Annotated in this window: 18 protein-coding genes; 9 read left to right on the top strand and 9 right to left on the bottom strand. The window is 72.7% G+C overall.

Translation table 11 applies throughout. The features are described from left to right. Positions 1-8: 8 nt before the first annotated feature. The 4 genes from ABZ117_RS02695 to allB form a co-directional block, all read right to left on the bottom strand. Positions 9-404 carry a ribonuclease domain-containing protein gene (locus ABZ117_RS02695; RefSeq protein WP_356816681.1) on the bottom strand — a complete coding sequence of 132 codons (396 nt, stop codon included), beginning with the start codon at positions 402-404 and terminating at the stop codon, positions 9-11. Positions 405-574: 170 nt separating this feature from the next. Further along, complete coding sequence (locus ABZ117_RS02700) at positions 575-1390, bottom strand: AIM24 family protein (protein ID WP_356816683.1); 816 nt, start codon at positions 1388-1390, stop codon at positions 575-577. Positions 1391-1505: 115 nt separating this feature from the next. Further along, entirely contained in the window at positions 1506-2636 is a 1131-nt protein-coding gene (gene alc, locus ABZ117_RS02705; RefSeq protein ID WP_356817382.1) for an allantoicase, read from the bottom strand. Positions 2637-2709: 73 nt separating this feature from the next. Continuing rightward, positions 2710-4050, bottom strand: a complete 1341-nt coding sequence (gene allB / locus ABZ117_RS02710; protein ID WP_356816685.1) for an allantoinase AllB — start codon at positions 4048-4050, stop codon at positions 2710-2712. Between the two features lie 274 nt (positions 4051-4324). On the opposite strand from allB, the gene ABZ117_RS02715 reads away from it, so the two are divergent. Then, positions 4325-5119 (top strand): IclR family transcriptional regulator, encoded by a 795-nt coding sequence (locus ABZ117_RS02715; protein ID WP_356816687.1) that lies wholly within the window; start codon positions 4325-4327, stop codon positions 5117-5119. 928 nt (positions 5120-6047) lie between these two features. Here ABZ117_RS02715 and ABZ117_RS02720 read toward each other — a convergent pair. After that, positions 6048-6335, bottom strand: coding sequence for a DUF5955 family protein (locus tag ABZ117_RS02720; RefSeq protein WP_356816689.1), 288 nt, complete (start codon positions 6333-6335; stop codon positions 6048-6050). A 172-nt stretch (positions 6336-6507) separates the two neighbouring features. Between ABZ117_RS02720 and ABZ117_RS02725 the strand changes: the two genes are divergently transcribed. Further along, positions 6508-7116 (top strand): nucleotidyltransferase family protein, encoded by a 609-nt coding sequence (locus ABZ117_RS02725; protein ID WP_356816691.1) that lies wholly within the window; start codon positions 6508-6510, stop codon positions 7114-7116. A gap of 184 nt (positions 7117-7300) precedes the next feature. Beyond that, positions 7301-8923, top strand: a complete 1623-nt coding sequence (gene aceB, locus ABZ117_RS02730; RefSeq protein WP_356816693.1) for a malate synthase A — start codon at positions 7301-7303, stop codon at positions 8921-8923. A 19-nt stretch (positions 8924-8942) separates the two neighbouring features. Here the strand turns inward: aceB and ABZ117_RS02735 are convergent, their stop codons facing one another. Together ABZ117_RS02735 and ABZ117_RS02740 are read right to left on the bottom strand one after the other, a co-directional pair. Further along, positions 8943-9857 carry a HipA family kinase gene (locus ABZ117_RS02735; protein ID WP_356816695.1) on the bottom strand — a complete coding sequence of 305 codons (915 nt, stop codon included), beginning with the start codon at positions 9855-9857 and terminating at the stop codon, positions 8943-8945. A gap of 287 nt (positions 9858-10144) precedes the next feature. Continuing rightward, complete coding sequence (locus tag ABZ117_RS02740; RefSeq protein ID WP_356816697.1) at positions 10145-11326, bottom strand: MFS transporter; 1182 nt, start codon at positions 11324-11326, stop codon at positions 10145-10147. Between the two features lie 391 nt (positions 11327-11717). Here ABZ117_RS02740 and ABZ117_RS02745 point away from each other — a divergent pair, with 391 nt between their 5' ends. From ABZ117_RS02745 to ABZ117_RS02765, 5 genes are all read left to right on the top strand, one after another. Further along, positions 11718-12128 (top strand): polysaccharide deacetylase family protein, encoded by a 411-nt coding sequence (locus ABZ117_RS02745; protein ID WP_356816699.1) that lies wholly within the window; start codon positions 11718-11720, stop codon positions 12126-12128. A 217-nt stretch (positions 12129-12345) separates the two neighbouring features. Further along, a complete protein-coding gene (locus ABZ117_RS02750; protein ID WP_356816701.1) occupies positions 12346-13014 on the top strand; it encodes a DedA family protein in 669 nt (222 codons plus the stop codon). After that, positions 13011-13616 carry a phosphatase PAP2 family protein gene (locus ABZ117_RS02755; protein ID WP_356816703.1) on the top strand — a complete coding sequence of 202 codons (606 nt, stop codon included), beginning with the start codon at positions 13011-13013 and terminating at the stop codon, positions 13614-13616. Before ABZ117_RS02750 ends, ABZ117_RS02755 begins: the two co-directional genes overlap by 4 nt. A 56-nt stretch (positions 13617-13672) precedes the next feature. Beyond that, positions 13673-14335 carry a response regulator transcription factor gene (locus ABZ117_RS02760; protein ID WP_356816705.1) on the top strand — a complete coding sequence of 221 codons (663 nt, stop codon included), beginning with the start codon at positions 13673-13675 and terminating at the stop codon, positions 14333-14335. After that, the gene (locus ABZ117_RS02765; RefSeq protein ID WP_356816707.1) at positions 14332-15717 is read left to right on the top strand and encodes a HAMP domain-containing sensor histidine kinase; all 1386 of its coding nucleotides are present in this window, start codon (positions 14332-14334) and stop codon (positions 15715-15717) included. Before ABZ117_RS02760 ends, ABZ117_RS02765 begins: the two co-directional genes overlap by 4 nt. Positions 15718-16251: 534 nt before the next feature. On the opposite strand, the gene ABZ117_RS02770 is transcribed toward ABZ117_RS02765, so the two are convergent. Continuing rightward, on the bottom strand, positions 16252-17088 hold the full coding sequence (locus tag ABZ117_RS02770; protein WP_356816709.1) for a hypothetical protein: 837 nt from the start codon (positions 17086-17088) through the stop codon (positions 16252-16254). 171 nt (positions 17089-17259) lie between these two features. Between ABZ117_RS02770 and ABZ117_RS02775 the strand changes: the two genes are divergently transcribed. Beyond that, the gene (locus tag ABZ117_RS02775; RefSeq protein ID WP_356816711.1) at positions 17260-18333 is read left to right on the top strand and encodes a bile acid:sodium symporter; all 1074 of its coding nucleotides are present in this window, start codon (positions 17260-17262) and stop codon (positions 18331-18333) included. 15 nt (positions 18334-18348) lie between these two features. Here the strand turns inward: ABZ117_RS02775 and ABZ117_RS02780 are convergent, their stop codons facing one another. After that, positions 18349-19635 (bottom strand): HAMP domain-containing sensor histidine kinase, encoded by a 1287-nt coding sequence (locus ABZ117_RS02780; protein ID WP_356816713.1) that lies wholly within the window; start codon positions 19633-19635, stop codon positions 18349-18351. Positions 19636-19664 lie beyond the last annotated feature (29 nt).

The raw sequence follows: 19664 nt of genomic DNA on the forward strand, positions 1-19664 counted from the left end.
GGACGGCCTCAGCAGCCGAAGTCGATCAGGTCGAACGTGGCGTAGTGGTCGGCGGTGTAGTAGTCCTCGTCGTAGGCCTTGCCCGTGATGACGCGCCGGGCGCCGCGGGTGGAGGAGCCGGGGGTCTGCACCGTGTACTCGTGGTAGTAGCCGCTCGTCTGCCGGGGCAGGACGCCCTCCCGGTTCTGGAAGACGGTCCCGTCCTGCGCGTACGGGAAGGGGCCGCCCTGGTCGATCAGGTGCAGGGTGGTGTGGGCCTGCGACGGCAGGGCGCCGTAGCAGACGCTGCCGACGGACGCCGCGGCGGCGTCCGCCGTGCCGGCGGTGACGGTGCCGCCCACGAGGAGGGCGGACAGGAGTGCGGCTGCGGCGCCGATGCGGGTCGCGCGTGGGGGGAAGTTCATGGCTTCATGATGACGCGCGTAGAGATTGGCATGTCAACGTCAATGTTGAAGATTTTCCCTTCGCGTCACACGCGTTCCCGGGAAGTTAACCCGGCCGGGGCCCTGCGGTAAATCCGTACGCCCGCACGGCGGATGCGGGGTCCGCCGTCCCCTCGGACCCCGCCCGCGGCTCAGCCCGTGTGCGTCGAGAACATTCCGCCGGCCGGGCCCTGCTTGTCGCCGCCCTGGGCCTTCTTCAGGGCGTTGGCGAGGCTCTCGATGGTGAGCGACTGGAGGATCACCCGGCCGTTGCCCTCCAGGGTGGCCAGGGACAGTCCCTCGCCGCCGAACACGGCGTTCATGAGGCCCTGCCGGTTCAGGCCGCCGATGCGCTGGACGCCGTACTCGATGCCCTCCTCGAAGGCCACCACGCAGCCGGTGTCGACCTCGATACGGCCGCCGAAGTCGGCCGGGTTCAGGTCGATGAAGTTGCCCGCGCCGGCGATGATCACCGTGCCGTGCCCGGTGAACTTCTCCAGGACGAAGCCCTCGCCGCCGCTCCTGCCGGTCCGCCCGCCGGCGAAGGCGATGCCGAACTCGACGGTGGACTCGGCGGCCACGAAGGCGTCCTTCTCGGCGAACCACGCGCGCGTGCCGTTCAGTTCCAGGGCGCGCATCTCGCCCGGGAGCACACCCGCGAAGCCGACCGTGCCCTCGCCGCCCTGGGAGGTGAAGTACTGGAACGCGAGCGACTCGCCCGCCATCATGCGCTGGCCCACCTGCATGGCGGTGCCCATGGCCTGGCGCAGCATGCCGCCCATGCCGGCGCCCGGGCCGTTCTGTTGTTGTCCGTTGCCGCCGGAGGGTCCGGACAGCCGCGTCTCCATGGTCACGTTCGTCGTCTTGAACAGGAACTTCCCGGCCTCGCAGTACACGGTCTGGCCGGGGTGCAGGTTGACGACCGCCATCTGCATGGCGTTGCCGACGACTTCTTGCTGAAGGGTCACACGCACAGAACGCGGGAGGGGGACGGAAGAGTTCCGGCGGGCGCGGGCGGCATCCGCACGGGTGACGCGCGGGGCCCCCGGTGCCGTCCGGCCGGAGCGCCCCGCGCGGGGCAGGTCAGCCGCCCAGCTCCTGGTGGCGGGCGGCGAGGCCGCTCGCGCCCTGCTCGGTGAGGGAGCCGAACAGGCGCAGCCGGGAGATGCCGCCGTCGGGGAAGATGTCGACCCGCGCGTGCGTGCAGGCCACCGGCCCGGGCAGGACGAAGCGGTGGTTGGTGTCGGGCTGGAGGCGGGTGCGCGGAAGGATCTCCGTCCAGTCCCCGTCCTCGCCGTCCCGCACGGACACCGACGCCCAGCCGGCGCTGTTGCCCTTCAGGTAGGCGGTGTCGATCTCGACCGCCCGGATCAGGGACTGGGCGACGAGCCGGTAGCTGATCCAGTCGTTGCCCCGGTCACGGCGGCGGCGGGTCTCCCAGCCGTCGTCCATCTTGCGGGAGCGGCCCGGCTGGATGGTGTTGGTGGCCGGGGAGTAGAACCGGTCGGAGGCGTCCTCGACCCGGCCGCCGTTCTCCAGGGCGACCACGTCGAAGGTGCCGAGGGCCGCCAGCCACTCCGGGTCCGGGACGACCTCGCCGTAGACGCGCAGGCGGGCGATGCCGCCGTCGGGGTGCTGGTTGATCCGCAGGTGCGTGAAGCGCTGTTCGGCGGTGACCTCGAAGCCGTTGGCCGCGTGGCCGCCGACCGGGGTGCGCGGGACGAGGGTCGTCCACTTCACGTCGTCGCCCAGCAGCTGCTCCGGCGCCGGCGAGCCCGGTACGGAGGTGCCCTCGACGGAGACGGCCTGCGGGTAGTTGCCGCGGAAGTGGGCGGTGTCGACGACGATCCCGCGGATCACCCCGGGCGCGCCGAGGCGGATCAGTGCCCAGTCGTGGTCCTCGGCGGTCGGCCAGGGGTGCCCGGCGGAGGCACCGCGCCGGCGGCGGGTCTCCCAGCCGTCCATGATCTTGCCCTTGTGGCCGAAGTGCTCGGGGTCGAACTCGGCGCGCTCGGGCACCAGCAGGTTCTCCCGCTCGGCGAAGAACTCGTCGTTGGCGGCGATGACACCGGCGCCGAGCCGGCGGTCCGCGAGGTCGGCGTGGTGGGTGAAGGGGAAGTCGGCGGTGCGGTAGTCCGCGTACGGGTCGCCGCCTCCGTAGGGGTTCGCGTCGCCGGTGAAGCGGGCCGGGGAAGAGTGGTGCAGCGCCGTCACGGTGATCAGGGGTTCCTTTCGGGGGTGGGCGAGGTGCGGGAGCGGGGGGTGGCTCACCGGGGGCGGGGGTGGCTCACCGGGGGCGGGTGAGCAGCGTGCCCTTCGGCTCGGTGAACGCGCCGTCGGCGACGATGCGTTCGCCGCGCAGCCAGGTGGACTTGACGACGCCGTACAGGGTCCTGCCGGCGTAGGCCGTGACCCGGTTGCGGTGCTGGAGGCCGGCCGGGTCGACGGTGAAGGTCTCGTCGGGGGCGAGGACGGCGAAGTCGGCGTCGCGGCCGGGCGCGATGGCGCCCTTGCGCGCGTCCAGGCCGGCCAGGGCGGCGGTCCGGGTGGACATCCAGCGGACGACGTCCTCCAGGGTGTGGCCGCGCCTGCGGGCCTGCGTCCACACGGCGGAGAGGCTGAGCTGGAGGCCGGAGATGCCGCCCCAGGCGGTGGCGAAGTCGGCGGTCTTCAGGTCGGCGGTGGACGGCGAGTGGTCGGTGACCACGCAGTCGATGGTGCCGTCGGCGAGCGCCGCCCACAGCAGGTCCTGGTTGGCGGCCTCGCGGATGGGTGGACAGCACTTGAACTCGCTGGCACCGTCGGGGACTTCCTCGGCGGTGAGGGTGAGGTAGTGCGGGCAGGTCTCCACGGTCACGCGGACGCCCTCGGCGCGGGCGGCGCGGATCAGCGGCAGCGCGTCTCCGGAGGACAGGTGCAGGACGTGCACGCGCGCGTCGAGCCGCCGGGCCTGGCCTATCAGGGCGGCGATGGCCGTGTCCTCGGCGTCACGCGGGCGGGAGGCGAGGAAGTCGGCGTAGCGGGGACCGCCGTGCTGCGGGGCGGCGGCCAGGTGGTGCGGGTCCTCGGCGTGCACGATCAGCAGCCCGTCGAAGCCGGCGATCTCCGCCAGGGACCGGGCGAGCTGGTCCTGGTCGAGGTGGGGGAACTCCTCCACGCCGGACGGGGACAGGAACGCCTTGAAGCCGAAGACGCCGGCGTCGTGCAGCGGGCGCAGGTCCTTGACGTTGTCGGGCAGGGCGCCGCCCCAGAAGCCGACGTCGATGTGGGCCTTGTCCCGGGCCACGGCCTGCTTGGTGCGCAGGTGGTCGACGGTGGTGGTGGGGGGCAGCGAGTTGAGCGGCATGTCGATCAGGGTGGTGATGCCGCCGGCCGCCGCCGCGCGGGTGGCCGTCCAGAAGCCCTCCCACTCGGTGCGGCCCGGGTCGTTGACGTGCACGTGGGTGTCGACCAGTCCGGGCAGCAGGACGTGGTCGCCCAGGTCCTCCAGCCGGGCCGCGGCCGGGACCGCGGTGTCGTACGGCAGGACGGCCGTGATCGTCCCGGCGGACACGGTGACCGTGGCGGCCCGCGTCCCCTCCGGGGTGATGACGCGCGTCGAGCGCAGCACCAGTTCAGCGTCGGACACCCGAACCCCTCTCTGTACCCGCCGTTCTACATCCGGAAAACGGGATGTACATCTACACAACGGACTTCAACGTTCTGTTGAAGGAGTCTTCACTCCCCCTCCCCAGCCGTCAAGAGGCACACTTCTCGTCAGCGGGCGACCGGTGTCCGCTCTGGACGTTTCCACAAAGCGGAATTAGAATTCCAGCAAGCAGAACGTAGCTACGCACAAGCGGGCAGTCAACCGGCCGCCGGGTAGGCTTCTGCCCTCCCGCCAGTCCCGAAAGGAACGCGCCGTGCCGACGTCCAGCGCCAGCACCACCGACTCCGCCAAGCCCTCCGCCGTCGGCGGGGTGCAGTCCCTGGAGCGTGCCTTCGACCTGCTCGAGCGGATGGCGGACGCGGGCGGCGAGGTCGGCCTGAGCGAGCTGTCCGCGGCCAGCGGACTGCCGCTGCCGACCATCCACCGCCTGATGCGCACGCTGGTCGCCTGCGGCTACGTACGCCAGCAGGCCAACCGGCGCTACGCACTGGGCCCCCGGCTGATCCGCCTCGGCGAGTCCGCGTCCCGCCTGCTGGGCACCTGGGCGCGGCCGTACCTGGCCCGCCTGGTCGAGGAGACCGGCGAGACCGCGAACATGGCACTGCTCGACGGCGACGAGATCGTGTACGTCGCACAGGTGCCGTCGAAGCACTCGATGCGGATGTTCACCGAGGTGGGCCGGCGGGTGCTCCCCCACTCGACCGGGGTGGGCAAGGCACTGCTGGCCGGGGTGCCGGACGACGAGGTGCGGGCCCTGCTGGCCCGTACGGGCATGCCCGCGGCCACCGACAAGACCATCACCACGCCGGAGGGCTTCCTCGCGGCGCTGGAGGACGTACGGCGGGCGGGATACGCCGTCGACGACAGCGAGCAGGAGATCGGGGTGCGGTGCCTGGCGGTGTCCGTGCCGGAGTCCCCGACGGCCGCGGCGATCTCGATCTCCGGGCCGGCGGGACGGGTCACCGAGGCGGCGACGGACAAGATCGTGCCGGTGCTCCAGCAGGTCGCCGTCGAACTGTCCCAGGTACTGGCGAGCTCGGGCGCCTAGCGGAAGGGGGGCGCGGCCGGGGCGGAGACCCCCGCGCCCCTCAGGCCACGCAGCCGCCCGGACCCACCGGCCGGGTCAGGCCCCGTACGCCGGGGCGGACGGCCGGGGCGAAGACCCCCGGGCGCCGGGGCGGATGGTAATAGCGAAGCCCCCTGTGCGCCGGGGCGGACGGCCGGGAACCCTCAACCCCCCGCACCCCTCGGAACACCCAACCGCCTGCACCCACCCGGCCGGTGCAGGCCCCGTACGCCGGGGCGGACGGCCGGGGCGAAGACCCCGTACGCCGGGGTGGATGGACGGCCGGGGAGCGCGGACCTCCGCGACCCTCATGCCACCCGGCCGCCCGCAGCCACCGGCCGGGACAGGCCCCCGGGCGCCGGGGCGGAGGGCGGGAGCGAAGACCCCCTGTGCGCCGGAGCGGACGGCCGGGAACCCTCAACCCCCCGCACCCCTCGGAACCCCCAACCACCTGCACCCACCCGGCCGGCGCAGGCCCCGTACGCCGGGGCGGACGGCCGGGGCGAAGACCCCGTACGCCGGGGTGGATGGACGGCCGGGGAGCGCGGACCTCCGCGACCCTCATGCCACCCGGCCGCCCGCAGCCACCGGCCGGGACAGGCCCCCGGGCGCCGGGACGGAGGGCGGGAGCGAAGACCCCCTGTGCGCCGGGGCGAAGGGCCGGGAACCCTCAACCCCCCGCACCCCTCGGAACACCCAACCACCTGCACCCACCCGGCCGGTGCAGGCCCCCTGCGCCGGGGCGGACGGCCAGGGCGCAGGCCCCGTACGCCGGGGCGGACGGCCGGGGAGCGCGGACCTCCGCGGCCCTCAGGCCACCCGCCCGCCCGGACCCGCCCAGCCAGGTCCAAGCCCAGCGTGCTCACGCTCTCGGTGCGTCCCCACGCCCCCCGGCCCGCTCTCGGGGCCGTCACGGTCTCGGTGGTCCGCCGAACAGGTCCACCGCGTCCCGGACCTCCCTCAGCCCCCGGGCGAGGGCGCTGACCGAGCCGATCGCCGCCGCGACCAGTAACAGGGAACTGCGCAGGCGCGGAATCTCGGGCGAGCCGCCGCAGGCCATCGCCGCCAGTGCCGCCAGTTCGTCCTCGGCTATCGCCCGGTCGGGGAACTCCGCCGGATGGGCGGCGAGTTCGCGGCGCAGCCGGGACACCGCGGTCCGCAGTCCCGCCACTCTCGGGTCCTCGTCGCTGCCGGTCACCGGCCTCTGCCCCAAGCTCCGCAACACAGCCCTCCCCCCGCCACGGCGTCGTGCGCGGGCCAGTAAACGCCACCCCGTACGGCGAGCGCCACAGGGCGGACCGAAATTCAGCCCTACGGAATCCGTGCCGGAAAACCCGGCCGGTTCCGTCGCAGTCGGGTATGCAGGACCCATGACGGACAACCACGAACCGCGGACGGACGTCGCGGGGCTGCTGCTCGCCGCCGGCGGGGGCAGACGGCTCGGCGGACGGCCCAAGGCGCTGCTGACGCACCGGGGGCGGCCCTTGGTCGAGCACGCCGTGGGGGTGCTGCGCGCGGCCGGATGCGGGCGGATCCACGTCGTCCTGGGCGCCCGCGCGGACGAGGTGAGGCAGCGCGCCGGGCTGGACGGCTGCGTGCTCGTGGACAACCCGGACTGGGCCGAGGGGATGGGGTCGTCCCTGCGCGCGGGCCTGGCCTCGCTCGCCGGGACGGGGTCGCGCGCGGCGCTGGTGAGCCTGGTGGACCAGCCCGGTATCGGGTCCGCCGCGGCGGCCCGGGTGCTCGGCGCCTACGAGGGCGGGACCTCGCTGGCCGCGGCCTCCTACGACGGGGTGCGCGGGCATCCGGTGCTGTTCGGCGCGGACCACTGGGCGGGCATCGCGCGCACGGCCACCGGGGACCGCGGGGCGCGGGCCTATCTGAAGGCGCACGAGCACCGGATACGGCTCGTGGAGTGCTCGGACGTGGCCGAGCCGTACGACATCGACACCGAGGCCGACCTGAGCCACCTGGAGTGAACGGGGTGGCACTGAGCGCCACCTTGCCTCGACCCGGAGAATCTCGACATCAACAAACCATTGAAGTTCCACAATGAGGAAACTAGTATCCACTGATCAGAAGCGTCCGACCGCACAGTGGGCGCTCACTGTCCTGTTCGTGCCCCTTGGCACGAGGTGCCACCGCTGAAGGAAGTGACAGCTCATGTCCGCACCAGCGCCGTCCCCGCTGGCCATCGTCGACGCCGAGCCCCTGCCCCGGCAGGAAGAGGTCCTCACGGACGCCGCGCTCGCCTTCGTGGCGGAGCTGCACCGGCGGTTCACCCCGCGCCGTGACGAACTGCTGGCCCGCCGGGCCGAGCGCCGCGCCGAGATCGCCCGCACCTGCACGCTCGACTTCCTGCCCGAGACGGCCGCGATCCGCGCGGACGACTCCTGGAAGGTCGCCCCGGCCCCCGCCGCGCTGAACGACCGGCGCGTGGAGATCACCGGGCCCACCGACCGCAAGATGACCGTCAACGCGCTCAACTCGGGCGCGAAGGTCTGGCTCGCCGACTTCGAGGACGCCTCCGCGCCGACCTGGGAGAACGTGGTCCTCGGCCAGCTCAACCTGAGCGACGCCTACACCGGGAACATCGACTTCACCGACGAGCGCACCGGCAAGTCGTACGCCCTGCGCCCGGCCGGGGAACTGGCGACCGTCGTGATGCGCCCGCGCGGCTGGCACCTGAACGAACGGCACCTCGTCGACACCGACGGCCGTCAGGTGCCGGGCGCCCTCGTCGACTTCGGGCTGTACTTCTTCCACAACGCGCAGCGCCTGCTCGACCTCGGCAAGGGCCCGTACTTCTACCTGCCGAAGACGGAGTCGCACCTGGAGGCCCGGCTCTGGAACGACGTGTTCGTCTTCGCGCAGGACTACACCGGCATCCCGCAGGGCACCGTCCGCGCCACGGTGCTGATCGAGACGATCACGGCCGCGTACGAGATGGAGGAGATCCTCTACGAACTGCGCGACCACGCCTCGGGGCTGAACGCGGGCCGCTGGGACTACCTGTTCTCCATCGTGAAGAACTTCCGTGACGGCGGCGCGAAGTTCGTCCTCCCGGACCGCAACGCGGTCACGATGACCGCCCCGTTCATGCGGGCGTACACCGAACTCCTGGTCCGCACCTGCCACAAGCGCGGCGCACACGCCATCGGCGGCATGGCCGCCTTCATCCCGTCCCGCAGGGACGCCGAGGTCAACAGGGTGGCCTTCGAGAAGGTCCGCGCCGACAAGGACCGTGAGGCGAACGACGGCTTCGACGGTTCCTGGGTCGCCCACCCCGACCTGGTGCCGATCGCCATGGAGTCCTTCGACAAGGTCCTCGGCGACCGGCCGAACCAGAAGGACCGGCTGCGCGAGGACGTGCGCGTCGAGGCCGCCGACCTCATCGCCGTCGACTCGCTCGACGCCAGGCCGACGTACGCGGGCCTGGTCAACGCCGTCCAGGTCGGCATCCGGTACATCGAGGCCTGGCTCCGGGGTCTCGGCGCGGTCGCCATCTTCAACCTCATGGAGGACGCGGCCACCGCCGAGATCTCCCGCTCCCAGATCTGGCAGTGGATCAACGCGGGCGTCGAGTTCGAGAACGGCGACAAGGCCACGCCGGAGCTGGCCCGCAAGGTGGCCGCCGAGGAACTCGACGCGATCCGCGCGGAGTTGGGCGCGGAGGCGTTCGCGGCCGGGCACTGGCAGGAGGCGCACGACCTGCTGCTCCAGGTGGCCCTGGACGAGGACTACGCCGACTTCCTCACCCTGCCGGCGTACGAGCGGCTGCGGTAGCCGGCCCCGGCCTCACCGCTCACCGGGGGCGCGCCGCCCCGTCCTGGGCCGTCCCCGGCCCGCCGTGCAGGTCGGGGACCCACTTCAGCCAGTCCGGGCGGCCCGCCTGCGTCCTCGCGGCGCGTGCGGCCTCCTCGGCGGCCAGTTCGTCACGGCTCGGGAAGTCGGTGGGCAGCCACTCGGCGGAGAGCCGGACGCGGGCCAGGAGATAGCCGACGTAGGCGTCGCGGACGTCGTCGGGAGTGGCGAACCCGGCGTCCTCGGCCAGCCACGCGTCCGGCACCTCGGCGACGATCCCGCGCAGCAGCTCCTCGGTGACGCGGGGCGCCAGTTCCGCGTCGGCGGCCCGCACGTCGGGGCCGTACTGGCCGAGGGCGTGGTGCCGGAAGTCGTACGCCCGGCCCGGGGCCGTGGTGTCCCAGCGGTGGTGGAAGACGAGGGCCGCGCCGTGGTCGATGAGCCACAGCCGCGGCGGCACGGTGCCGAGCGTCGGCCAGACCATCAGGTTGGAGCTGTGCACCGTGCGGTCGACGTTGACGGTCAGCGCGTCCAGCCACACGATCCGGCCGGCCTCCAGCGGATCCACGGGGAAGACCCGCGCGATCTCCGGCGTGAGGTCCCGCGCGCCCGGCAGGTAGTCCATGCCGAGGTTGACGCCCGCGCTGGCACTGTGCAGTTCGCGCACCTCCTGGTGCGGCTCGGCGGCGGCGATGGCGGGGTCGAAGCGGACGAGGACCAGCTCCGGGAAGCGCAGGCCGAGCGCGCGGGCGAGTTCCCCGACGACGACCTCGGCGACCAGCGCCTTGTGCCCCTGCGCCGCACCGGTGAACTTCACGACGTACGTGCCGAGGTCGTCGGCCTCGACGACACCGGGGACGGAGCCGCCGGCGGTCAGGGGCCGGACGTAGCGGGTGGCAGTGACGTGTCTCATCATTTCCGCAGCCGACCTGCCCCTTCAGCCTTACGATCCATGGCCGCCCTCCGAGGTGCCGGATCGATGTCCGTCCGCCCCTTGCTCCCGGCTTCCGGCTTCCGGCTTCCGGCTTCCGGCTTCCGGCACGAAGTGTGCATAGTAACCGGGGGTGATCGCCGGCGCGGAGTACCCCAGCCACCGGACTACGGTCACTACGGACTCGCCCGCCTCCAGCGGTTCCGCGGGCTGATGACGTCATGGACGCCGGCGCGCCGGTTGCCCCGGTACTCCAGTGTCGCGGCGACCTCTCATCGGCCGCGCGGCACGTGCATCACCCACAACAGGACGAGAGCGGCGGCCTGGATGGCGGCGACAGTGCCGATCAGGATCGGGATGGAGAGGTCGTACAAGGTCCCGGTGAGGGCACCGCCGGCCAGTGCGGTGGCGCCCATGATCCCGGCGAAGACGCCATAGGCGGTGGCTCGGCGGCCGGTGGGGACCATGTCGGCAACCGTGGCCCTCAGGGTCGACTCCTGGACGCCGACCGCGGCGCCCCAGACGAGTGCACCGAGCACGACGACCCACACCGTGTCGGTGAACGCCAGCAGCGGCACGCTCGCGGACAACAGCGGCAGCACGACCAGCACACGGGGACCGTAGCGGTCGTACAGCCAGCCGGTTGCCAGCGCGGCGAGCGCGTCGGCGGTCATGGCGGCCGCGTAGAGCACCGGCACCATGGCGGTGGGCAGCAGGTGGCGAGCCACCAAGTGGTAGGACAGGACTCCGAAGGTGGCGAAGCCCGTCAGCGTGGCCGCCGTGAAGACCGCGTACACCCAGAACGCCCGCGGCAGCTTCGGCCGAGGCGCCGGGCCGGGCGCCGGAGTTCCGGCGCCGGACTCGTCGGCCGTGGCCTCGTAGGCCACGGGGTCGGGCACGCGGGCGCGCAGCCACACCAGCAGGGCGAGCGCGGCCACGCCGGGCAGGGCCAGCACACCGAGCGCCGGGGCGTAGTCAGCGCCCGTGACGGCGAGGATTCCGGCCACCGTGAGCGGGCCGAGCAGCGCCCCGACCTGGTCCATCGCCTCATGCACGGCGAAGCCGCGCCCACGGCCGGTGGCGGCCGTGGCGTGCGAGAGCAGGGTGTCCTTGGCCGGGGAGCGGACCGCTTTGCCGACCCGCTCGGCGACCACCAGAGCACAGGCCACCCACAGCACACCCGTCAGGCCGAGCACGGGAACGGACGCAGCGGTCAGGGCGTACCCGGCGATCGTCCATGCCCAGAAACGCCTGCTCCGGTCGGCGAGCGGGCCGGAGGCCAAGCGCAGCCCGAGCGCGGCTGCCTCCCCCGCGCCGGTGACCACGCCGACGACCGCGGCCGAGGCACCGAGGTGGGCCAGCAGTGGGCCGGTTACGGAGCGGGCGCCTTCATAGACGAAGTCCATCAGCAGGCTGACGACCCCGAAGGCCACGACGAAGCGCCACGGCGACATGCCGGGAAGGGGCGACTCTTCCGGCGCCCCTTCCGGGCGAGGCGTGCTGCGCATATCGGGGCTGTCCACGGCATCCCTCCGTGCAGCGTGACGCTGTGCATGTGCGGGGCTGTCGTACGTGCCGTTCGAAGCAAAAGTAACAGTCGCCAGTCGGCCTACCAGGCTCCCAGCGAGCCGAGCAGCCTGCCACCGCGTTCTCCACGCGGATGGTGCCCAGCACCTTCAGGCGCCGCCCCACACCGGCCTGTAGAAGGGAGACGGCGGCCTCGCACTTCACCTACGGAGAGCTGGAAGAGAACGACGAGATCTGACCGAACCGCGCGGCTGGTTCGAGAAGGTCGCGGCCCGGGACCGGCTCGCCGCCCACCGCTCCCCCGGTCTGGTCCGCGAGATGGCCGCGGCCGGCCACGAGATCGCGGTGCACGGCTGGCTGCACCGGCCCCTGCTGCCGCGTGGTCCACGTGCGGTGTACGACGACCTCGCCGGTGCCCGCGAAACGGTCGCCTCCATCACCGGCAACCGGCCCACGCGGTTCCGACCGCCCTGCGGTGTGATGTCCGCCTCCGCCCGTCTTGCGGCCCGCCGCCTCGGACTCTCCCCCGGTACTGTGGACCTGCTCGGACGGGGACCGGACGGCTCGGGCCACACCGGAGTCGGTTCACCGCACGGTGACCGCCGACCTGGCCGGCGGTGGCACGATCCTGCTCCACGACTCGGACTGCACCTCCGCTCCGGGCGCCTGGCGTTCGGCCCCGGCCGCACTTCCCCGCATCCTCGACACCTGCGCGGAGCGGGGCTATGAGGTGGGCCGGCTGTGCGACCACGGGTGGCCCTCACGGCGGCGGCACGGGCGCCGGGACGGCAGCGCCGGTGCCCCTGTCGTTCACCCTTTCGGTGGCAGTGCGCCAGGCAACTGACGGCCGCCTGGGCGACCGGGCACGCTTCCCGCTCGCCATTCGTCTATAGTTCACGAAACGTACGTCTACATCCTTGTAGTCGCTCAGGAAGGCCCGCGCTCGATGACCACACCACCGCACCTGGCCGCGCAGCTGGCTGTGAACGTGTTGGACGCCCGGTCGCTGCTGGCCGCATTCGGCGTGCTGGGTGTGGGCGTGGTCATGTTCGCCGAGACAGGACTGCTGGTCGGCTTCTTCCTGCCCGGCGACTCGCTGCTGTTCACGGCGGGCCTCCTGTGCAGCGGCACGGCCGACCGAGCGGTGCACCTCTCGCTGGGGCCGCTGCTGGTCGCGGCGGCCCTCGGTGCGCTCGCCGGTGCGCAGTGCGGTTATCTGCTGGGCCGGAAGGCGGGTGGCGCGCTGCTCGCCCGCAGCCGTTCCAAGCGGCTGCACGAGGGAGCACAGCGGGCCGAAGAGCTGCTGGAGCGGTACGGATTCGCCAAAGCGATCGTGCTGGCCCGTTTCGTGCCGGTGGTGCGGACGGTGCTCAACCCGATGGCGGGTGCGCTGGGCGCGCCGGTCCGGACGTTCACCCTGTGGCAGGTGATCGGCGGCCTGGTGTGGAGCCTCGGCCTCACCCTCGCCGGCTACGCGCTGGGCTCCTCGGTTCCCGACGTCGACCGCTACCTGCTGCCGCTGGTCGCGCTGATCGTCCTCGTGTCGCTGATCCCTCTGCTGTCCGAGGTGCTCCGATCCCGCCGGGCGGCCAAGGCGCGGGAGGAGCAGGGATGATCATGGCCGTGGACGGGTCCTCGATCGACGGATCCGCCTACCTGGACGTCGTACACCTGGCCCAGCGCTCGCCCGGCTGGCTGGACCACCTGGTGTCGTTCTGGTCGACGTACGGACTGGCGCTGTTCGGCGTCCTCGCGGCCGTCGGCTGGTGGCGCGCCCGGCGAGTGGGTCCCGCAGCCGCCGTGACGGCGCTGGCGGTGCCGTTGGTCGTCGTGCTGGCGTTCGGCGTCGACGCCGTCGTGAAGCTGGCGGTGCGCGAGGACCGCCCGTGCCAGAGCCTGCACGTGCGGGTGCTGGAGGCGTGTCCGGCTCCCGGCGACTGGTCGTTTCCCAGCAACCATGCGGCGATCGCCGCCGCTGCCGCGGTCTCCCTGCTGTTCGTCTCACGGCGGCTGGGTTCGGTCGGGGCCGTGGCCGCGCTGGCGATGGCGGCATCCCGGGTCTGGGTGGGCGCTCACTATCCGCATGACATCCTCGCCGGGCTCGCCGTCGGCGGACTCGCCGGCCTCCTGATGATGACCGTGCTGCGCAGACGATCGGAGATCCTGGTCGGGTGGATCGTGTCCGGGCGGCTGCGTCCCCTGCTCGTTGCCTCATAAACAGATCGTCCGGTGACGGTACGAGCAGTTTCCGGCCGAGGAGCCGCTGGAGAGCCATGCGCCACAAGATTCTGATCGTCGAGGACGACCACGCTCTGCGTGACGTGCTGCGCCGGGGTCTGAGCGACGAGGGCTTCGACCCCGTCCTCGCCGCCGACGGCGCCACCGCCCTGAGGCTGGCCATCGACGACGTCGCCGCCGCCGTCCTGGACGTCGGCCTGCCGGACGCGGACGGACGGGACGTGTGCCAGGCGCTGCGCGCCAACGGCTTCCTCGCCCCCGTCATCTTCCTGACCGCCCGGCACCAGCTCACCGACCGGCTGGCCGGCTTCTCCGCCGGCGGTGACGACTACCTGCCGAAGCCCTTCCACCTCGCAGAGCTGGCCGCACGGCTCAGAGCCGCCCTCAGGCGGGCCGCGCCGGCTGCGACGGCCACGTCCGGAGACCTGGTCCTGGACGCGGTCGGGCACAGCGTCACCGTGCGCGGTGCCCGTGTCGCCCTGACCCCGACCGAGTTCCGGCTGCTCGCCACGCTCGTCGCCGGACGCGGAAGTACCGTGCGCCGCCGCGAGCTGGTCAGGGCCGGTTGGCCCGAGGGCGCACACGTGAGTGACAACACCCTGGACCAGTACCTGACCCGGCTGCGCCGCAAGCTCCGCGAGGCCGGCAGCACGCTGACGATCGGCACGGCACGCGGAATCGGACACCACCTGTCATGAACCATCGCCGTGTTCTGCGCCTTCTGACGCCCCGCACCCTTCGCGGTCGGCTCTCCCTCGTGGCACTGACCACCGCGGCCCTGCTGATGGCCATCCTGACCGTGGTGTTCACCGCCGTGATGGACCGCCATCTGCAACACCAGGCGGACGGCGAACTGGGTGCCCGGGCCGCCGCCGTGGCCACGACCGTCGACACCAACGGCCCCCGGGTGCGCGTTCTGGACACCGTCAACGACCACCTCCTCGACGCGAACGTATGGATCTACGACGGCCCACGGCTGCTCGAAAGACCCCCGTCCACCACGGCCGGCAGCACGCTGACCCAGGCCGCCGACCGGCTGACCGCGCGGCACGCGCACGCCTGCGCGACCGTCGACGCCCATGGTCACCGGCCCGTCCGCCTGTGCGCGCAGCCCCTCTCCGGCCGCCGCACCACCGCCACCGTCGTCACCGCACTGGACCTCACCCCCTACCGCAGTTCGGCCGACACCCTGCTGCTGGGATCCCTGACCCTGGACGCGGTCATGCTCGGCTGCACGTACGTGCTCACGCGTCTGGCCGTCGGCCGGGCACTGCGGCCGGTGCGCACGATGACCGACCAGGCCACCGAGTGGAGCGCCGTGGGCTCCGACGACCGCTTCGGCGCGGACGAGCATCCGGCCGAGCTCGCCCGCCTCGGTGTCTCGCTGGACTCGCTGCTGGACCGCATCCGCACCGTGCTGCGCCACGAACAACAGCTGACCGGCGAGCTGTCCCACGAGCTGCGCACCCCGCTCACGCGGATCATCATCGAACTCGACTGGTGGCGGGCCCGCCCTCGTTCGGAGGCCGAGACCCGAGCCACCCACGAGGTGATCGCCGAGGCGGCACAGTCCATGCGCACCATCTGCGACACACTGCTGGACGACGCCCGCGACAACGCGCTGCACCCGCCGTCCACCGCCCCGGGAACGACCGACGTGGTACCGGTCCTCGATCGTCTGATCCGGCATCTCGACACACCGGAGAGGGTGAAGGTCACAGCCGAGAACGAGGCCCCGGTGCTGGAGGCAGGAGTCGCGCCCGCTCTCCTCGAACGCATCATCGGCCCCCTGCTCGCCAACGCGTCCCGCTACGCACGCTCCGGCGTGACCGTGTCGGCCCGGCGCCTGCCCGGCGCCGTGCGGATCGACGTGGTCGACGACGGCCCCGGTGTGCCGGAGGCGTTCGTCGACGAGTTGTTCCAGCCCGGTCGGCGCGCGGATCCCAGTGACGGGCACGACGGCGCGGGCCTCGGGTTGCCGCTCGCGCGCCGCCTGGCCCGCGCCGTCGGCGGCGAGGTGTCCCACGACCCGGCACACACGCCCGGCGCACGGTTCACGGTCAGCCTGCCGGCTGGATAGCCGGTTCCCCGTCCGCAGCCGTGCACCGGCACGGTCACGGACGCAGCCGGTGCCGGCCCTCGTCCCTCGTCCCTCGTCCGCCGACTGTCGCTGCACGGTGGCGGGGTCACCCAGGCCGCCCTTGGCGACCGGCTCGGTCAGGAAGTCGCCGCCGGTGGCGCCGAGCGGGCGGGTGAGGACGAAGGCGAGGAGAATCGAGATCGCAATCGCCCCTCCTGCCGGATGCCCGAGGCCGAGGCCCTGCGGGCCCCAGCCGAGCGACTCGGCACCGTTAGAGAGGTACTGGTCCAGAACAGCAGCGTGACCTCAGGCCGTTTCCACATCACCGACTTGGCCGTACTCGACGTGCCCGCCACGTCGGGGTCGGTGAATGCTTCTCCGAGGAACCTGCTCCTGTCCGGCCGAACGGCGGAGCGCCCGCCCCGAAACGGTGACGAGCGCCCTGTGGTATGAGCCGGCCGTCAGGTGCGGCCGGGACCGTCCGCCCTGACAGCGCCGGCCTGAACGGTTCCTGAACGCCACTGTCGCCGCGGATCAGGCCGTATGCGTTCCCGCTTGCTCCGCTTCGACCACGTCCCTGCGGGTGACGGAGAGGTAGACGACCAGCCCGAGGATGACCGCCAGGAACAGGGCGCTGGTCACGACGGTGCCCAGGCCGAGGCCGCCGTCGCCGGTGGCCTGGGAGAGGTAGTCGCCGATCGAGGCTCCGAGGGGCCGGGTGAGGATGTAGGCGATCCAGAAGCTCCACACCGCGTCCAGGCCGAGCGCGAAGTGCGTGATGGCCACTGCGGCGATGGCCGCCGCGAACAGGACGGCGGACAGCCAGTACCCGAGGTTCATGCGCTCGGAGACCAGGTCGCCGGCGGCGGTGCCCAGGGCGAACGTGAACAGGACCGCCAGCCAGTAGAAGGACTCGCGGCTGGTGGTGTCGATGCTGTGGATGGACAGGGTCCGCTCGCGCCGGTACCAGACCACGAACACGACCGCGAGAAGGAGTGCGAAGACGACCGTGGTGGTCTCCAGCGGGACGCCCATGTTGTCGGTGAGGTTGTCGCTGACCAGGGTGCCCACGACGCTGATCAACGCCACAGCGAGCCAGTACACGCCCGCCCGGTAGGCGCGCGTGCGGAACTGGAACACCAGGACGACGGCCAGCAGAGCGCTCATCAGCACCGACACACCGGTAAGACCCAGTCCGGCCTTCTCGTTCAGCAGGTCTGCTGCGGTCTCACCGACCGTCGTGCAGAGCACCTTGATCAACCAGAAGTAGACGGTGACCTCGGGCACCTTGTTCCAGCGCAGCCGGTGACGGGAAGGGGCTGCCTGGCCGGCCTCCGGCACCACCTGGCTCTCAGACGTTTCATGAGTCATGGTGCCGACCGTGTCACCGGGCACCTGAACATATCCTGACCGCCGCCGTGGACCACCCGCCCCCGCCGGTCCCGCAGGAGGAGCATGGCGGCATGCACACCCACGCACACTCTCTGCGCATAACGGCCCTCCGTCCCGCCCCTGCCCCCGCGACGGAAGAAGAAGGCCGCCTTGCCCGCTCCGATCACCGCTCCCGCGGCCACTGACCCCGCGACCACCTGGCTGCGGCGCCGGCTCGGCCGCGGCGTCGTCCTGTCCTACACCGCCGCCCTCGTCCTGCCGGGCCCCGGCCTGTGGCTGCGCCGCACCCACACCCTCCCGCTCGGGCCACTGCTCCACCTGCCGCTGTCCACCGCGCCCTGCCTGCTGTCGCTGGTGCTGTTCTCGGCCGGACTCCAGGTCCCCGTCCGTGACATGGGCCGCGTACTGCGGCGCCCGGGCGCACTGCTCGCGGGGCTCGCGCTGCACCTCGCGATCCCGTTGCTGATCATCCCTCTCCTGGCCTTCCTGCTGCACCGGTCGCCCGACACCGACGGCGGCAGCGGCCTGGTCACCGCCATGATCCTGATCGTGGCGATGCCCGTCGCGGCCGGTGCCACGGTATGGACCGGCAAGGGCGGCGGCGACCAGCCCACCATGGTGGGACTGGTGCTCGCCTCCACTCTTCTCAGCCCGCTCACCACACCCCTGGTGATCCAGCTGCTGTCCCCGCTGCTCCGCGGCGGCTACGCCGGCTCGCTCGCCGCGACCGGTCACACGGCGGGGGGCGGCTTCCCCCTTGCGGGCGTGGTGCTCCCCTGTGCCGCGGGCATCCTGCTCCGGCTCGCCCTGCCCCCGTGCTGGCTCGACCGGATGGTGGGGGTGACCGTGCCCGTGGCCCTGGCAGGCTCACTCGTCCTGACGTACGTCAACGCCAGTGGCGCCCTCGGCTCCTTCGTCGCCCGGCCGCGCCCGCTGCTGCTGGGTGCAGCGCTGGTCGTGGCGACGCTGGTCTGCCTGCTGTCGTTCGCTCTGGGCCGCTGCGCGGCCCGGCTGCTGCGGCTGGACCCGTCCTCCGCCTCGTCGCTCACGCTCGCCTGCGGCATGAACAACAGCAGTGCGAGCGCCGTGCTGATCACCACCGTGCTCCCGGACAAGCCGCACCTGCTGCTTCCCGTCCTCGCCTACGGCCTGCTGCAGAAGACGGCCGCGAACCGTGTCGTACGGGCCCGTCCGCGGCGCCCGGCATGGGCGACACCGGGCTGAACGCAATCCTGGCCTTCAGTCTTCACGGTGTACGGGAACGAGCAGCGTGAAGGTGGCCGGAGCGGTGCCGGTCAGGGAGAGCCGCCCGCCGAGGGAGTCCGCCAGATCGCGGGCGAGGGCGAGACCGATACCGGCTCCCTGCCCGCCATCGCTGTGGCCGCGGTCGAACAATCCCTCCGCCGAGCCCCGCACCTGCCCCTCGTCGGTGACGTCGAAGGCGAGGGCGTCGTCGAGGTCGCGCACGACCAGACGGACGGTGCCCCGTCCGTGGACGCGCGCGTTGTCCAGCAGGATGTCGAGGATCTCCGTGACGGGTCCGCCGGCGACGGGAACGTCGTCCGGGACGTCCCGGGCCAGACACTCGAAGCGCCTGCCGGCCCGGGCGAACGGACCGTGCCAGCGGCCCTCCGCCGCCCGCAGCACCTGCCCCAGGGGCCGGTCGGCCGCCCTGGTCCGGGGCAGCGCGCGGGGCGTGGACAGACGCAGTACCTCCTCCACCGTGTGGTGCAGCCGGCGGGTGGCGGCGAGGGCCTCGGCGAGGACGGGGCGCAGCCGGGCGTCGTCGTCCTGCGCCAGGCCGGCCTCCAGGGTGAGCTGAAGGCCGGTCAGCGGGGTGCGCAGCTGGTGGGAGGCGTTGCCGGCGAAATCGCGTTCATGTCGCAGGAGCTCGGAGAGGCTGTGCAGCATCTCGTTGTGGGTGTGGGCCACCTGGTCGAGCTCGCTGATGCTGGAGGGGGCGGCCCGGGCGCCCAGGTCTCCTTCGGTGACGGCTCGGCAGTGACGGGAGAGGTCCTCCAGCGGCGCGGCCAGCGCGCGTGCCTGTCGGCGGGCGACGAGGACGGCGACGGCCAGCGCGACCATGGCCACGCCCACCAGGGCCGCCCACGCCAAGAGGACCCGGTCACGCACCGCGACGGCCGGGGAGGACGCCCGTACGACACCGATCACCTGCTCGGCGTGCGGGACGGGCACGGCGACGACCAGGTCGCCCCCCGACCGCGCCCGAACGGCCCCGCCGGCGAAAGCCCGGCCGGCCGGGGCGTCGGCGGTCGCCGGGCCGCCGCCCGCCCGCAGCCGCCCCCGCGGATCGTAGAGGCCGAGGTGTCCACCGGCCGGAGGTGCGGGCAGTTCCGCCGGGTCGCCGGTCGCGTAGTCGGGATTCACGCGCACCGCCGCGGCCAACGCGGCCCGTTCCAGGGTGTCGCGCTGGCCGGCGTACAAGGCCGAGCGGATGGCCAGGGCCAGGGGAACGGCGAGGAGGACGACGGCGACCAGGGCGGCGACGACGGCGACTCGCACCACGCGCTGGGCTCTGCCCTCATGATGCGCCC

This window comes from Streptomyces sp. NPDC006309 (genome assembly GCF_040613095.1).
GTDB lineage: Bacteria > Actinomycetota > Actinomycetes > Streptomycetales > Streptomycetaceae > Streptomyces.